This window comes from Pseudomonas sp. Wu6 (genome assembly GCF_019891515.1).
GTDB lineage: Bacteria > Pseudomonadota > Gammaproteobacteria > Pseudomonadales > Pseudomonadaceae > Aquipseudomonas > Aquipseudomonas orientalis_A.
In genome coordinates this window covers 13448-27768 of record NZ_JAFLXH010000009.1, presented here as the reverse complement: position 1 = coordinate 27768, position 14321 = coordinate 13448, and the positions used below count along the sequence as shown (strand labels likewise).

Genomic DNA, 14321 nt, shown 5'->3' with positions numbered 1-14321 from the left:
TATTATTAATAGGGCTATTGGTCTTTGCGGACGAGGCGGGGATACTGGCCGCCGTTTCCCGTGACCCTGAGCCACCATGACTTTTAAACATATGACGGTTGTAGTGCTGGCCTGCCTGGCCTTGTCCGCCTGCGGCGGTGTTGACCCCAATTCGCCCCTGGGTCAGCGCAAGGCGATCTTCAAGCAGATGCTCAAGACCAGCGAAGACCTGGGTGGCATGTTGCGCGGGCGTATCCCGTTCGACGGCGCCCGGTTTGCCGACGGCGCGGTCAAGCTGGACGTGTTGGCCCATGAACCCTGGCAGCACTTCCCGAGCGTACGTGAAGACGACCACACCAGTGCCAGGGACGAAGTGTGGCAAAAGCAGGCGCAATTTCAGCAACTGGCTCGCGACCTCGAGGCGGCCACCGGTGAATTGGTGACCGCAAGCCGCGTCCAGCCCTATAAGGCCGGCAGCCTTCAACCTGCGGTGCAGAAAGTCGAAGATGCCTGCAGCGCTTGCCATAAGCAGTTCCGGGACCATTGACCGGTTTTACTGGTCGAGTTCTTCCACCGCATCCTGCAGCTCTTTGCGCGATTCGGCGAGCTTGTCCTTGCGCTTGTTGATCTTGTCCGCATCGCCTTTTTTCATGGCCTTGTCGAGGTCGGCCTGACGGCGGCTGACTTCGTGCTTGGCATCGAGCACCTTGTTTTCGCGCTCTTTCTTCAGCGATGCGTCAGTGCAGTTGGCGGTGACCTCGCTCAGGGCTTTTTCCAGCCCGGCCTGTTGGGCGCTGTTGCCATGGGCCTTGGCCTGTTCGATCTGGGTACTGATGGCTTGGCGCTTGGCGGCGCAGCCTGTCAGTTGGGGGGCTTCGTCGGCGGCCAGCAGCGGCGTGGTCGTGAAGCTTGCGAAGGTGAGTAACGCAAGAGGGGCAAGAAATTTCATATAAGGGCTCCAAGGTAGCAATCAGAGGGCCGGGCCGGTTTCAAAAACCGTCTATGCCGGCGCCATGTAATATTTCAGCCAATGCCTGTACCTGCGGGTCGCGGAAAAAAGCGCTCAGTTGCGCTGCGCGTCCCGGGCCGATGCCGTCAGAGGCCAGCCAGGCTTGGGTGTCTTTGGCGACCAGCGTATGCCAGTCGCCCTGCAGGTTGTTGCGCGCCGCGGGCGGCACCCCCAATGCTTTGAGCCATTGTGCAAAAGGCCGTTTGCGGGCGCTGTGAATACTGTCGAGCACCCGCGTACGGGTGCGTTCGCCGAAGCCATCAATGTTAGCAAGCTCTGCCGCATCCAGGGTCAACCAATCGAGAAAGCCTGCGATTAGACCGGCCTGGATCAATACGTTCCAGGTCTCACGCCCCATATGGGGCAAGGCCAGGCCCTGGTTGCTGCTCAGCCAGGTGAGGCGCGAGAGCAGTTGCTCCTCGCAACCAGGGTCCAGTTGCCAGCAACTCAAGGCATGAAAGTCGCGAGTATCGGGCACCGGCACTTCCACCCGGGTCTTGTTGCGCAGGACCACCTCGTCGAGCCGGGGAATGACCTGGCCGGCCAGGCTGATGGACACTTGGTCGCCGGGACGGATGTCCAGGTTCTGCCAGTTTTTCAGCGAGCCTGCGCTGACCCGCCTGATTTGCCGATCATCCAGCCACACGGGGTCCAGTTCGAGAATCGGTGTGATACGCCCGGTACGCCCGATCCTGAACTGCACCTTGCGCACCAGTGCCAACGCCTTGCTCACCGGGTACTTCCAGGCCACGGCCCAGTAGGGTGCGCTGGCTTTCCAGCGTTTGGCCGGCGCGCGCGCCGCCTGATGCAACACCACGCCATCGCTGGCGAACGGCAGCGGATGGTTGTACCAATGCAGACGCCAACGCGCGGCATCGCTGATGCTGGCGATGGACTGGCTATACCGCTGGCTGTCGGTAAACCCCCACCGCGCCAGCGTGGCCAGGCGCTCGGTGAAGCTGGCCGGGCCCTCGGGCCAGGCCCACACGAACAGCCCGATCCCGCCTGCCTCGGTGTCGCTCAATTGCCGTCGGTTCATCAAGCCAGCCACTTTACTGCGCGCGTTGAGTCCGCCCTGTGCAGACTGTACGTGGTCGTCGAGGCGCCAGTAGAGCTCGCCTTGCAGTACCGCATCGACCGGCTCCGACAGTTGCTGGACGATACCCGGGATTCTGCGGGCGCCAGCGGACCAATCGTGACCGAGCAGGCCGTCGCCGCGGCTGATGAGTTGGTGCAAGCGGCCTTTGCGATACACCAGGGTCACGGCGACGCCGTCGACCTTGGGTTGAATCCAGACGTCCTGTCGGGTGCTGAGCCAATCACCCACTTCGGATGCGTCCAACAGCTTCTCCAGCCCGGTATGGGCGACCGGATGGCGGACTGTGCCACGAGCGCTTGCCAGCGGATTGTCAGCCCTGGGTGTGGGTTGCAGCGCGCATTTGCGCCAATGGGCCAGGCGACGCCGGGCCTGGTCGTACAGTTCATCGCTGATGGGGGATTGACCCTGTCGGTGGTAGGCGTCATCCCATTGGCTGACCTGCCTGGCCAACGTGTCGATTTGCGCTCGGACATCATCGGGGCAGTCTTCGGCCCAGGCCCGGCACGCTAGAAAGCTGATCAGGAAAATCATCAACAGACGCATCGTGAGCATCCTTGCTCGGAAAGGGTGCTCAGCCTAAGTGATCGGCACGGCCACAAAAAAGCCCCGACCGAGCGGGGCTTTTTACCGGGTGTTTCTGCTTGGGTGAACAGGCCGCCCCACGCGTGCGGCGCGTCGTTGTTATGCGTCTCGGCGCCGCGCTTTTGCTGGCCCGCGTCGACTTCGGCCGTGGTTTCAACGATTTTGTTGCAACCTTTGAGAAACGAAAAAGCCCCACCGGGCGAACCCGGCGGGGCTTTGGCGGCCGCGAGCGATTACAGGCCGGCAGCGGTCCGCAGGTCGTTGGCGCGGTCGGTTTTTTCCCAGGTGAAGGTGGTGAAGGTGTCGTCGCCGACCGTCTTCTGCGCAGGGGTACGGCCGAAGTGGCCGTAGGCTGCGGTTTCCTTGTACATCGGGTGCAGCAGGTCGAGCATGGTGGTGATCGCGTAAGGGCGCAGGTCGAAAATCTCACGCACCAACTTGACGATCTTGTCATCGCTGATCTTGCCGGTACCGAAGGTATTCAGCGAGATAGACGTCGGCTGGGCTACGCCAATGGCGTAGGACACCTGGATCTCGCAACGCTCGGCCAGGCCTGCGGCGACGATGTTCTTGGCCACGTAGCGACCGGCGTAGGCGGCGGAACGGTCAACCTTGGAAGGGTCTTTGCCCGAAAATGCACCACCGCCGTGGCGGGCCATGCCGCCGTAGCTGTCGACGATGATCTTGCGACCGGTCAGGCCGCAGTCGCCCACCGGGCCACCAATGATGAACTGGCCGGTCGGGTTGATATGGAACTGGGTGTCCTTGGTGAGCAGTTCGGCCGGCAGCACGTGCTTGACGATCAGCTCCATCACGCCTTCGCGCAGGTCTTTGTAGGAAACGTCCGGGTTGTGCTGGGTGGACAGTACGACGGCGTCGATACCGACCACTTTGCCGCCGTCGTAGCGGCAGGTGACCTGGGACTTGGCGTCCGGGCGCAGCCATGGCAACAGCCCGGATTTGCGCGCTTCGGCCTGGCGCTGCACCAACTGGTGGGAGAAGGTGATAGGCGCAGGCATCAGCACGTCGGTTTCATTGCTGGCGTAGCCGAACATCAGGCCCTGGTCGCCGGCGCCCTGATCTTCAGGCTTAGCGCGGTCGACGCCCTGGTTGATGTCGGGGGACTGCTTGCCGATGATGTTCATCACGCCGCAGGTCGCGCCGTCAAAGCCCACATCGGAGCTGGTGTAGCCGATGTCGGTGATCACGTCTCGCACGATCTGTTCCAGGTCGACCCAGGCCGTAGTGGTGACTTCGCCGGCGATGATCGCCACGCCCGTTTTCACCAGAGTCTCGCACGCCACACGGGCGAACTTGTCTTCAGCAATGATGGCGTCCAGCACCGCGTCAGAAATCTGGTCGGCGATTTTGTCCGGATGCCCTTCAGACACGGACTCGGAGGTGAAAAGGGAGTATTCGCTCATCTCGATGTTTTCCTGATATTTACCGATGGTGAGTGTCGCCAGCCGGTCGCTGAAAATGGCGGACCTGAATCTGGAAACCATTACGTAAACCTACATAGAGGCTTTCCCCGGGAACGAGTCCCGCAGCGGTGGCCCAACGGGCCAGATCGTCCTGTTCAAAACCCAGCCAGAGATCACCGCAGGCCTCCTTGGCCCAATTCTGGTTGTGGCTGCATAAATCCGTCACCAGCAGGCTACCGCCGGGGTGCAACAGCCCGGCCATTTGCCTGAGCGCATCGGCCGGGGCGGCGAAATGGTGCAAGACCATGTTCAGCACCACGCAATCGGCCTGCAGGCGGGTGTCACTCAGGGCGTCGGCCAGTTGCAGGCTGACATTGGCCAACGCTTCGCGCTCACACAACTGGCGGGCCAGTTCGAGCATCGCCGGGCTGTTGTCCAGTGCCGTCACCTGCCCGAAGCGTCGCGCCAGGTCCGGCAGAAAACCGCCGTCGCCAGGGCCCACTTCCAAGGCCGTGGCCTTATCACTGAAGCTCAGCTTGTCCAACAGCGCCAGTACGCTTTCGCGGTACTGGGGCAAGCCGGCGATCAGGTCCTGCTGGGCACGAAACTTGTCGGCGACCCGGGAGAAAAAGTCCTGGCTGGCGGCAGCACGTTGCCCATGCACCTGGGCGATCCGCGCTTGCACAGCGCCGGGCAGGCCCAGGTTGTCGACTTCTTCGAGCAGCGCCGCGTGCAATTTGCCGCCGAGCAACTCGGTGTGGGGCAGGGCGCGGCGGTAAAAAATCGCATTGCCTTCGCGGCGAGTGGCCACCAGGTCGGCCTGGGCCAGTACCTTCAAGTGATGGCTCATGCCGGACTGGCCGATGGCGAAGATCTGCGCCAGTTCCAGTACCCCGAATGAATCATTGGCCAGTGCGCGCAATACGTTCAAGCGCAACGGATCACCCGCAGCCTTGCAAAGGGCTGCCAGTTCATCGCTGTCGGCGGGAAGCAGGGAGGGCACGGGTAGGTTCATAAGGCCAGCAGTCTAGAGACGGGTGGTACTCGCCGCAAGGCCAATATCAAAAAGTTTTGATATTGATCGATAAGTGGCGGTTATAAGCAGCCGCTATTGCCTTTAGACGAACCCGCAGCGCAATTGTGCAAGGGATCGGCGCGCAAACCGCGGGAAAAACCTGCTCAAGTGACTATCTGTCATTGCCCGCAGGCGGTGGCTGAGGGAAAATGCCGGTCCTTTTTTCCGTTTCCTTATTCAAGCCCCCAGGAGATCAGCGATGCCCAGCCGTCGTGAGCGTGCCAACGCCATTCGTGCCCTCAGCATGGATGCCGTGCAAAAAGCCAACAGCGGCCATCCCGGTGCCCCGATGGGCATGGCGGATATCGCCGAGGTACTTTGGCGTGACTACCTGAAACACAACCCGAGCAACCCGTCGTTCGCCGACCGTGACCGCTTCGTGCTGTCCAACGGCCACGGCTCGATGTTGATCTATTCGCTGCTGCACCTGACCGGCTATGACGTCACCATCGACGACTTGAAAAGCTTCCGTCAACTGCACAGCCGCACCCCCGGCCACCCTGAATTCGGCTACACCCCAGGCGTCGAGACCACCACCGGTCCCCTGGGCCAGGGCCTGGCCAACGCTGTCGGCTTCGCGCTGGCGGAAAAAGTCCTGGGCGCGCAGTTCAACCGCCCCGGCCATGACATCGTCGACCACCACACCTATGTGTTCCTGGGTGATGGCTGCATGATGGAAGGCATTTCCCACGAAGTCGCCTCCCTGGCCGGCACGCTGGGCCTGGGCAAGCTGATTGCCTTCTACGATGACAACGGCATCTCCATCGACGGCGAAGTCGAAGGCTGGTTCACCGATGACACCCCCAAGCGTTTCGAAGCCTACAACTGGCAGGTAATCCGCAACGTCGACGGTCACGATCCGGAAGAAATCAAGATCGCCATCGACACCGCCCGCAAGAGCGCGCAGCCGACCCTGATCTGCTGCAAGACCACCATCGGTTTCGGTTCGCCGAACAAGCAAGGCAAGGAAGACTGCCACGGCGCCCCACTGGGTGACGCGGAAATCGCCCTGACCCGTGAAGCGCTGAAGTGGACCCACGGCCCGTTTGAAATCCCGGCTGATATCTACGCCGAATGGGATGCCAAAGAAAAAGGCCTGGCCGCCGAAGCCGAGTGGGACCAGCGTTTCGCTGCCTACTCCGCCGAATTCCCGGAGCTGGCCAATGAACTGGTACGCCGCCTGGCCGGTGACCTGCCTGCCGACTTCTCGGAAAAAGCCTCGGCCTACATCGCCGAAGTCGCGGCCAAGGGCGAGACCATCGCCAGCCGTAAAGCCAGCCAGAACACCCTGAACGCCTTCGGTCCGTTGCTGCCGGAGTTCCTTGGCGGTTCGGCCGACCTGGCCGGCTCTAACCTGACCCTGTGGAAAGGCTGCAAAGGCGTGTCGGCTGAAGACGCCAGCGGTAACTACATGTACTACGGCGTGCGTGAGTTCGGCATGAGCGCCATCATGAACGGCGTGTCCCTGCACGGTGGCCTGGTGCCTTACGGCGCGACCTTCCTGATGTTCATGGAATACGCGCGTAACGCCGTACGCATGGCCGCGCTGATGAAGAAGCGTGTGATCCATGTGTACACCCACGACTCCATCGGCCTGGGTGAAGACGGCCCGACGCACCAGCCGGTCGAGCAACTGACCAGCCTGCGCACCACGCCGAACCTGGATTGCTGGCGCCCCGCCGACGCGGTGGAATCCGCCGTGGCCTGGAAGCACGCCATCGAGCGCAAGGACGGCCCTTCGGCGCTGATCTTCTCGCGTCAGAACCTGCAGCACCAGGTGCGGACCGACGCGCAGATCGCCGACATCAGCCGTGGTGGTTATGTGCTCAAGGACTGCATCGGCGAGCCGGAACTGATCCTGATCTCCACCGGTTCCGAAGTGGGCCTGACCGTCCAGGCCTACGACAAGCTGACCGCGCAAGGTCGCAACGTTCGCGTTGTGTCCATGCCGTGCACCAGCGTGTTCGAAGCCCAGGACGCCGGCTACAAGCAATCGGTACTGCCGTTGCAGGTCAGCGCGCGTATCGCTGTCGAAGCGGCCCACGCTGACTACTGGTACAAGTACGTGGGCCTGGAAGGCCGCGTGATCGGCATGACCACCTACGGTGAGTCGGCGCCGGCGCCAGCCTTGTTCGAAGAGTTCGGTTTCACCCTGGAAAACATTCTGGGTCAGGCTGAAGAACTGCTGGAAGACTAAGGCGCTAACGCGGTGGCCCACTGGCCACCGCCTCTACTGTAGGAGCGAGCTTGCTCGCGAAGATCGTCAACGATAACGCAGCGTTTCTGGTTTAACGCGGCGCTCTCAAGTTCTTCGCGAGCAAGCTCGCTCCTACAGTTTGTGTCGCCCACAATGCGAGAACCCCATGCCCCAACCGCGTCCCTACAAAGTTGCACTCAACGGCTACGGCCGCATTGGTCGTTGCGTCTTGCGTGCGCTGTTCGAACGAGGGGCGGCGGCCGGGTTTGAAATTGTCGCGATCAACGATCTGGCCGACATGGCCAGCATCGAATACCTGACACGCTTTGACTCCACCCACGGCCGTTTCCCCGGCGAAGTGCGGATCGAAGGTGATTGTCTGCATATTAATGGCAGCTGCGTGCAGGTCTTGCGCAGCGCCACCCCTGAAGGCATCGACTGGAAAGCACTGGGCGTCGACCTGGTGCTGGAATGTTCCGGTGTCTATAACACCCGTGCCGACGGCCAGCGTTTTCTCGACGCCGGCGCACCGCGCGTGCTGTTTTCCCAGCCGATGGCCAGCGAGGCCGATGTCGACGCCACCATCGTCTACGGCATCAACCAGGATTGCCTGACCGGCGCTGAGCTGCTGGTGTCCAATGCGTCGTGCACCACCAACTGCAGCGTGCCGTTGTTGCGCCTGCTGGATCAGGCGATCGGCATCGATTACGTGTCGATCACCACGATTCACTCGGCAATGAACGACCAGCCGGTGATCGACGCCTATCATCATGAAGACCTGCGCCGCACGCGCTCGGCATTCCAGTCGGTGATTCCGGTGTCCACCGGCTTGGCCCGCGGCATCGAGCGACTGTTGCCGGAACTTGCCGGACGAATCCAGGCCAAAGCCGTACGGGTGCCGACGGTGAATGTGTCTTGCCTGGACATCACCCTGCAAACCGTCAGCGACACCGATGCGACGGAGGTCAACCGGATCCTGCGCGACGCCGCCACCCGCGGCCCGCTCAAAGGCCTGCTGGCCTACACCGAGTTGCCGCACGCCAGTTGTGATTTCAACCATGACCCGCATTCGGCCATTGTCGATGCCAGCCAGACCCGCGTTTCCGGCCCGAGGCTGGTGAACATTCTGGCCTGGTTCGACAACGAATGGGGCTTTGCCAACCGCATGCTTGATGTGGCAGAACACTATCTGCACATCGCCGCTAAACAACCTCAACAGTAACTCAGGAACTGCGACCCATGACCGTGTTGAAGATGACCGACCTCGATCTGCAAGGTAAGCGCGTACTGATTCGCGAAGACCTCAACGTCCCAGTCAAGGACGGTGTTGTCACCAGCGATGCGCGAATCCTGGCCTCGCTGCCGACCATCAAGCTGGCCCTGGAAAAAGGCGCGGCCGTGATGGTCTGCTCCCACCTGGGCCGCCCGACCGAAGGCGAGTTTTCCGCCGAAAACAGCCTCAAGCCGGTCGCCGAGTACCTGAGCAAGGCCCTGGGCCGTGACGTGCCGTTGGTCGCAGATTATCTGGGTGGCGTGGACGTGAAAGCCGGCGACATCGTGCTGTTCGAAAACGTGCGCTTCAACAAGGGCGAGAAAAAGAACAGCGACGAACTGGCCCAGCAATACGCAGCTTTGTGCGACGTGTTCGTGATGGACGCCTTTGGCACCGCCCACCGCGCCGAAGGCTCGACCCACGGCGTGGCCAAGTTCGCCAAGGTCGCGGCGGCCGGCCCGCTGCTGGCGGCTGAGCTGGATGCGTTGGGCAAGGCCCTGGGCGCTCCGGCACAACCGATGGCCGCCATCGTCGCGGGTTCCAAGGTCTCCACCAAGCTGGACGTGCTCAACAGCCTCAGCCAGATCTGCAACCAGTTGATCGTCGGCGGCGGCATCGCCAACACCTTCCTGGCTGCAGCGGGTCACCCGGTGGGCAAGTCCCTGTACGAGCCGGACCTGCTGGACACCGCCCGCGCCATCGCCGCCAAAGTCAGCGTGCCGCTGCCGGTGGACGTGGTGGTCGCCAAGGAATTCGCTGAAAGCGCCGAAGCGACCGTCAAGCTGATCGCTGACGTGGCCGACGACGACATGATCCTGGACATCGGCCCGCAAACCGCAGCCAACTTCGCTGAACTGTTGAAAGCTTCCCAGACCATCCTGTGGAATGGCCCGGTCGGCGTCTTCGAATTCGACCAATTCGGCAATGGCACCAAAGTATTGGCCAAAGCCATTGCTGAAAGCTCCGCATTTTCCATCGCCGGCGGCGGTGACACCCTGGCGGCCATCGATAAATATGGCGTTGCTGATCAGATCTCCTACATTTCTACTGGTGGCGGTGCGTTCCTTGAATTCGTCGAGGGCAAGGTACTGCCGGCCGTGGAAGTGCTGGAAACCCGGGCCAAGGGTTAAGGCGCGCGTGATCAGGAAAAGGAGCGTTCCCATGATCAAGTCGTTGGCACTGGTGATCGCAGCGGGCCTGTTGGCCGGCTGCGGCAGCACGCCGAGTGCGGCGCCCGAGGCGGAAAAGGCCTCGGCACCGCTTAAAAAAAGCTGCTACCAGGCTGACTGGCAAGCCGAGACCATGCCGGTGATCAACAAGCGCATCGGCAACGAACGGCTGGAGAAATACGACTCCGCGCCCAACGGTCAGGAACAGGGTTGCCCATGACGGGTCTGATCCACTAACCCACAGCAACGGCGGCCCCTGGTCGCCCTGCGAGGATTGGCAATGAAAGGCGTTTTCGCCCTGGCAACCCTGGCCTTGTTGGCCGGTTGCAGCAGCATGAGCATGTTCGACAAGGCTGAGCCTGCAGACAAGTGGACCACCTGGACCTGCGACAGCAAGGCCGAGGTCAACTGGCGCTTTGTCAATCAGGACCGCAGCGAGGTGGATGTACGTCTCGGTGGTTCGGATCAGGTTTACCGCCTCAAGCAGGACGTGGCGGCATCGGGCGCGCTGTACAGCGACGGCCAGCTGGCCTTTCACACCAAGGGTGAGGAAGGCCTGGTGTATTGGGTGGCCACGGATGATTTGATTGGGCGCGGCTGCAAGGCCAACTGAGATCTGTCATGAGATGAGATCCAAATGTGGGAGGGGGCTTGCCCCCGATTGCGGTGTGTCAGTCAGCACTTGGGTGTCAGGCTGACCGCTATCGGGAGCAAGCCCCCTCCCACATTGATTCGGTTTCAACTTGGAATTTGAGTCGGCTACACCAGCAATAACGATTCAGCAGCTCAAGCTCAACCCCTTGATCTGCAATAACTTGAATAGCAGCCGCCGCTACGGCAGGCTTGCACGATTAACGACCCTCGATCGGGAGAGACAACACAATGGCACTTATCAGCATGCGTCAAATGCTGGACCACGCAGCCGAGTTCGGCTACGGCGTTCCAGCCTTTAACGTCAACAACCTTGAGCAGATGCGCGCCATCATGGAAGCCGCTGACAAGACCGACTCCCCCGTGATCGTCCAGGCTTCGGCCGGTGCCCGCAAATACGCCGGCGCGCCGTTCCTGCGCCACCTGATCCTTGCCGCCATTGAAGAATTCCCGCACATCCCGGTGTGCATGCACCAGGACCACGGCACCAGCCCTGACGTGTGCCAGCGCTCCATCCAACTGGGCTTCAGCTCGGTGATGATGGACGGCTCCCTGGGCGAGGACGGCAAGACCCCGACCGATTACGAGTACAACGTACGCGTGACCCAGCAAACCGTGGCCATGGCTCATGCCTGCGGCGTGTCGGTAGAAGGCGAACTGGGCTGCCTGGGCTCCCTGGAAACCGGCATGGCCGGTGAAGAAGATGGCATCGGCGCCGAAGGCGTGCTCGACCACAGCCAGATGCTGACCGATCCGGAAGAGGCTGCGGACTTCGTCAAGAAGACCCAGGTCGACGCCCTGGCCATCGCCATCGGCACCAGCCACGGCGCCTACAAGTTCACCAAGCCGCCTACCGGCGACGTGCTGGCGATTGATCGTATCAAGGAAATCCACAAACGCATCCCCAACACCCACCTGGTGATGCACGGCTCTTCCTCGGTACCGCAAGAGTGGCTGGCGATCATCAACCAGTACGGCGGCGACATCAAGGAAACCTACGGCGTACCGGTTGAAGAAATCGTCGAAGGCATCAAGTACGGCGTGCGCAAGGTCAACATCGACACCGACCTGCGCCTGGCCTCCACCGGTGCGATGCGTCGCCTGATGGCCACCAACCCGAGCGAATTCGACCCGCGTAAATTCTTCGGTGCGACCGTGACTGCGATGCGTGATGTGTGTATCGCGCGTTATGAAGCATTTGGTACTGCCGGTAATGCTTCGAAGATCAAGCCGATTTCTTTGGAGGCTATGTATCAGCGGTATTTGAAGGGTGAGTTGAACGCTAAGGTGAACTGAGTCTTAAGCGTTTAACTAAGGAAGCCCGCAGCGATGCGGGCTTTTTTTTGCCTTGGGTTTGATCAGGCGGCGTGGGGCGTATCTAAACCACGCTGTTCAATCACTCGAAACACATCACTCACATCCTGCACCAGAATGCGTGCGGTATTGGCCGCGTTGTTCAGGTCGCGCTCGGCGAAGTCCGGCAGGCTGGAGCAGGCCATGAGGTTGAGGTGTTCGAGGGCGGCGTTGAGGCGTTCGCGCAGGCAGGCGTGGAGGTCTAGCAGTGGGGCGTTGCTGTCTATCAAGAGAACGGGCGAATCGGTCGCGGACTCAGTGCAGGGATAAAAACGGCGGGGCGGAAGTTGGTTGTTCATGGCAAATCCTTAACTCGAAAGAAGAATAGCCACCGTTTGCTGCGAAACAAATTGGGTGGCAGCTGTACGCGGGTTCGCAGACCGAGGAGTTAAGACCCGGCAGACCCGAAGGTCTCCCACGCACAGCCGCCATAACAAAGACGACCTTCGGCTGGGAGCCTGGGCTGTTTTGACGGATGCGGAATTAACTCTGTAGGGCTGCGAAACCCTGTCGCCGATCAATGCCAGCGACGGAGCGAACTATAAGCGGCCATCTGTCTGGCCGCAACGGTACTGTAGGACGAACACCGGCCTCTCAGGCCAGGCAGGACAACTGTGGGAGGGGGCTTGCCCCCGATTGCGGAGTGTCAGCATGCACAGTCGGCGGCTGGCCCACCGCTATCGGGGGCAAGCCCCCTCCCACAGGGTATTCAAGCGTCTGGACTTATCCTCGCGCTCATCGGGCATGGCCTACTCGCATTGAGGCCAATCCGTTACTCGTGAGCAGACGCTCGTCGGCAATTGCATCAGACGTATGGTGATTGAAATGTCCGTTATAACGGACATAATCAGATTAATTTCATTAAAAGTTCTGTATAGGTGACATTTTGCTCATCACTACTCCCCCGGCTTTTGGCGAGCGGATCAGGCAATTGCGCCGGGCGAAGCACTACAGTCAGCAGCAACTCGCGGAAAAAGCGCGGTGCAGCCGTAAAACCATCATCGACCTGGAAGCAGGGGAAAACGTTGCCATGTACACCGCCTTCAGGGTGATTATGGCGTTGGGAATGGCATTGGAAGTGGTTGACCGGCGAATCGATCTCAAATCCCTTGCCGAACTGGTTGAGCACGATGAGTAAAATCAAGCGGCTTAACATTGCCACACCTCAAGGCAATGCGGGTGAACTGTCCGAGGGGTCGCAGTTTTCATTCGCCTATGCGTCGGCCGAGGCGTCTCGTGAGGTGTCATTGGTCATGCCTTACGACCCGACGCCTACGGTCAGTAATGTTCTGCATCCAATTTTCGATATGAATGTGCCCGAAGGTTTTCTGGCTGATCAAATCAAGCGCCGCATGGCCAAGCATATGCAGGTGGACGAAATGCGCCTGCTGTCGATCATTGGAGGCAACCAGATTGGTCGGCTGAGTTATGAGAATCCTGTAGAAGCATCGGTCCCTGTTAAAGCTCAGGTGGGATTGCAGGAGATATTGTCAGCACAGGGCTCGCAGGGTGTGTTCGATTTCCTGGTAGACACCTATTTTGAATCAGGTATTTCGGGAGTGCAGCCCAAGGTGCTGGTGCCTGATCTGGACAAGCTCAAAGGCAACCGCAAAACCATGCTCAGCTCTGACCTGATTGTAAAATCCGGCGCAGATGAATATCCCCACCTGGCGCAAAACGAATTCCTCTGTTTAGAAGCAGCTCGCCTTTGCGGCTTGGAAACGCCGCGTTTCTGGCTCTCCGACAGTGGTGATCTTTTTGTCATGGAGCGCTTTGATCTGACACCGTCCGGCAGGTTGGGCTTTGAGGACATGGCTGTATTGCTGGGATTGAACAAGGATCCTCACGACAACTACAAATATTCCCAAAGTTACGAAACGCTCGCCGCGGTGATCCGCGAGGTTTGCGGCCAGGGCGATGTGTTGCGTGAGCTCGAACGTTTTTTCTCTATGATTTGCCTGTCGGTCATGGTGCGCAACGGCGATGCCCATCTGAAAAATTTCGGCGTACTCTATACCCATCCGGGCTCCCCCGAAACCGCGCAGTTGGCGCCTGTGTTCGATGTCACAACCACCACGGCCTATGAACACTACAATCCGAAATCCGGCCAGGCATTGGTTGATCGCACGTTGGCAATCAAGATGAACAAAACCAAGGCGTACCCTGACCGTCAGCAACTGATTGAGTTTGGTCGCAAGCACTGCGGTGTAGCAGCCCCAGGCGTGATCATCGAGCGTATTGCAGACGCGATGTCCGAGGCGCTTGGCGCCCATCAGACGCGAGTTGATGTTGAGCTTTTTTCCACAATGCGCAAGGAGTGGGACGCGGGCCGTGCGATGGCGTTACACGACTCGGTGGCGTCGGGTATGCGACGCAAGCCGGTGGTAAAGCCTTTGCATTAAGGCTTGTGGAAAACCCGCAAGATTGCGGTGTGTCAGCAAACGGAGTGGGTGACTGGCCCACCGCCATCGGGGGCAAGCCCCCTCCCACAGGTGGACTGCAGTGGATTC

14 protein-coding genes are annotated in these 14321 nt (G+C 60.5%); 9 read left to right on the top strand and 5 right to left on the bottom strand.

Translation table 11 applies throughout. The features are described 5' to 3' along the window. The first annotated feature begins 76 nt into the window (after positions 1-76). Entirely contained in the window at positions 77-526 is a 450-nt protein-coding gene (locus J1G34_RS08375) for a c-type cytochrome (protein ID WP_065892425.1), read from the top strand. 6 nt (positions 527-532) lie between these two features. Here J1G34_RS08375 and J1G34_RS08370 read toward each other — a convergent pair whose 3' ends face one another. The 4 genes from J1G34_RS08370 to J1G34_RS08355 form a co-directional block, all read right to left on the bottom strand. After that, positions 533-928: a DUF1090 domain-containing protein gene (locus tag J1G34_RS08370; protein WP_065892426.1), complete on the bottom strand. Its 396-nt coding sequence runs from the start codon at positions 926-928 to the stop codon at positions 533-535. A 40-nt stretch (positions 929-968) separates the two neighbouring features. Next, positions 969-2630: an NAD-dependent DNA ligase LigB gene (gene ligB / locus J1G34_RS08365; RefSeq protein ID WP_065934241.1), complete on the bottom strand. Its 1662-nt coding sequence runs from the start codon at positions 2628-2630 to the stop codon at positions 969-971. A 272-nt stretch (positions 2631-2902) separates the two neighbouring features. Further along, positions 2903-4093 carry a methionine adenosyltransferase gene (gene metK, locus J1G34_RS08360; RefSeq protein WP_065892428.1) on the bottom strand — a complete coding sequence of 397 codons (1191 nt, stop codon included), beginning with the start codon at positions 4091-4093 and terminating at the stop codon, positions 2903-2905. A 19-nt stretch (positions 4094-4112) separates the two neighbouring features. After that, positions 4113-5108: an ArsR/SmtB family transcription factor gene (locus J1G34_RS08355; RefSeq protein ID WP_065896308.1), complete on the bottom strand. Its 996-nt coding sequence runs from the start codon at positions 5106-5108 to the stop codon at positions 4113-4115. A gap of 259 nt (positions 5109-5367) precedes the next feature. Between J1G34_RS08355 and tkt the strand changes: the two genes are divergently transcribed. From tkt to fba, 6 genes are all read left to right on the top strand, one after another. After that, positions 5368-7365, top strand: a complete 1998-nt coding sequence (tkt, locus tag J1G34_RS08350) for a transketolase (RefSeq protein ID WP_065892430.1) — start codon at positions 5368-5370, stop codon at positions 7363-7365. A 166-nt stretch (positions 7366-7531) separates the two neighbouring features. Next, complete coding sequence (epd, locus tag J1G34_RS08345; RefSeq protein WP_065885403.1) at positions 7532-8587, top strand: erythrose-4-phosphate dehydrogenase; 1056 nt, start codon at positions 7532-7534, stop codon at positions 8585-8587. Positions 8588-8604: 17 nt separating this feature from the next. Beyond that, positions 8605-9768, top strand: coding sequence for a phosphoglycerate kinase (locus tag J1G34_RS08340; RefSeq protein ID WP_015886293.1), 1164 nt, complete (start codon positions 8605-8607; stop codon positions 9766-9768). Positions 9769-9799: 31 nt separating this feature from the next. Continuing rightward, positions 9800-10027, top strand: coding sequence for a hypothetical protein (locus tag J1G34_RS08335; RefSeq protein WP_065885404.1), 228 nt, complete (start codon positions 9800-9802; stop codon positions 10025-10027). A 60-nt stretch (positions 10028-10087) separates the two neighbouring features. After that, positions 10088-10420: an MliC family protein gene (locus J1G34_RS08330; protein ID WP_065892433.1), complete on the top strand. Its 333-nt coding sequence runs from the start codon at positions 10088-10090 to the stop codon at positions 10418-10420. A 269-nt stretch (positions 10421-10689) separates the two neighbouring features. Then, positions 10690-11754 carry a class II fructose-bisphosphate aldolase gene (fba, locus tag J1G34_RS08325; protein ID WP_003177554.1) on the top strand — a complete coding sequence of 355 codons (1065 nt, stop codon included), beginning with the start codon at positions 10690-10692 and terminating at the stop codon, positions 11752-11754. Positions 11755-11816: 62 nt separating this feature from the next. Here the strand turns inward: fba and J1G34_RS08320 are convergent, their stop codons facing one another. Beyond that, the gene (locus J1G34_RS08320) at positions 11817-12110 is read right to left on the bottom strand and encodes a fructose-bisphosphate aldolase (protein ID WP_222993783.1); all 294 of its coding nucleotides are present in this window, start codon (positions 12108-12110) and stop codon (positions 11817-11819) included. 587 nt (positions 12111-12697) lie between these two features. Here J1G34_RS08320 and J1G34_RS08315 point away from each other — a divergent pair. Next, on the top strand, positions 12698-12949 hold the full coding sequence (locus tag J1G34_RS08315) for a helix-turn-helix transcriptional regulator (RefSeq protein WP_065896306.1): 252 nt from the start codon (positions 12698-12700) through the stop codon (positions 12947-12949). Then, positions 12942-14213, top strand: a complete 1272-nt coding sequence (locus tag J1G34_RS08310) for a type II toxin-antitoxin system HipA family toxin (RefSeq protein WP_222993781.1) — start codon at positions 12942-12944, stop codon at positions 14211-14213. Before J1G34_RS08315 ends, J1G34_RS08310 begins: the two co-directional genes overlap by 8 nt. Positions 14214-14321: the final 108 nt, after the last annotated feature.

Excerpts from the sequence above, each read along its gene's own strand:
- J1G34_RS08375 (WP_065892425.1), top strand. The coding sequence starts at position 77 with ATGACTTTTAAACATATGACGGTTGTAGTGCTGGCCTGCCTGGCCTTG.
- J1G34_RS08370 (WP_065892426.1), bottom strand. The coding sequence starts at position 928 with ATGAAATTTCTTGCCCCTCTTGCGTTACTCACCTTCGCAAGCTTCACG.
- ligB (WP_065934241.1), bottom strand. The coding sequence starts at position 2,630 with ATGCGTCTGTTGATGATTTTCCTGATCAGCTTTCTAGCGTGCCGGGCC.
- metK (WP_065892428.1), bottom strand. The coding sequence starts at position 4,093 with ATGAGCGAATACTCCCTTTTCACCTCCGAGTCCGTGTCTGAAGGGCAT.
- J1G34_RS08355 (WP_065896308.1), bottom strand. The coding sequence starts at position 5,108 with ATGAACCTACCCGTGCCCTCCCTGCTTCCCGCCGACAGCGATGAACTG.
- tkt (WP_065892430.1), top strand. The coding sequence starts at position 5,368 with ATGCCCAGCCGTCGTGAGCGTGCCAACGCCATTCGTGCCCTCAGCATG.
- epd (WP_065885403.1), top strand. The coding sequence starts at position 7,532 with ATGCCCCAACCGCGTCCCTACAAAGTTGCACTCAACGGCTACGGCCGC.
- J1G34_RS08340 (WP_015886293.1), top strand. The coding sequence starts at position 8,605 with ATGACCGTGTTGAAGATGACCGACCTCGATCTGCAAGGTAAGCGCGTA.
- J1G34_RS08335 (WP_065885404.1), top strand. The coding sequence starts at position 9,800 with ATGATCAAGTCGTTGGCACTGGTGATCGCAGCGGGCCTGTTGGCCGGC.
- J1G34_RS08330 (WP_065892433.1), top strand. The coding sequence starts at position 10,088 with ATGAAAGGCGTTTTCGCCCTGGCAACCCTGGCCTTGTTGGCCGGTTGC.
- fba (WP_003177554.1), top strand. The coding sequence starts at position 10,690 with ATGGCACTTATCAGCATGCGTCAAATGCTGGACCACGCAGCCGAGTTC.
- J1G34_RS08320 (WP_222993783.1), bottom strand. The coding sequence starts at position 12,110 with ATGAACAACCAACTTCCGCCCCGCCGTTTTTATCCCTGCACTGAGTCC.
- J1G34_RS08310 (WP_222993781.1), top strand. The coding sequence starts at position 12,942 with ATGAGTAAAATCAAGCGGCTTAACATTGCCACACCTCAAGGCAATGCG.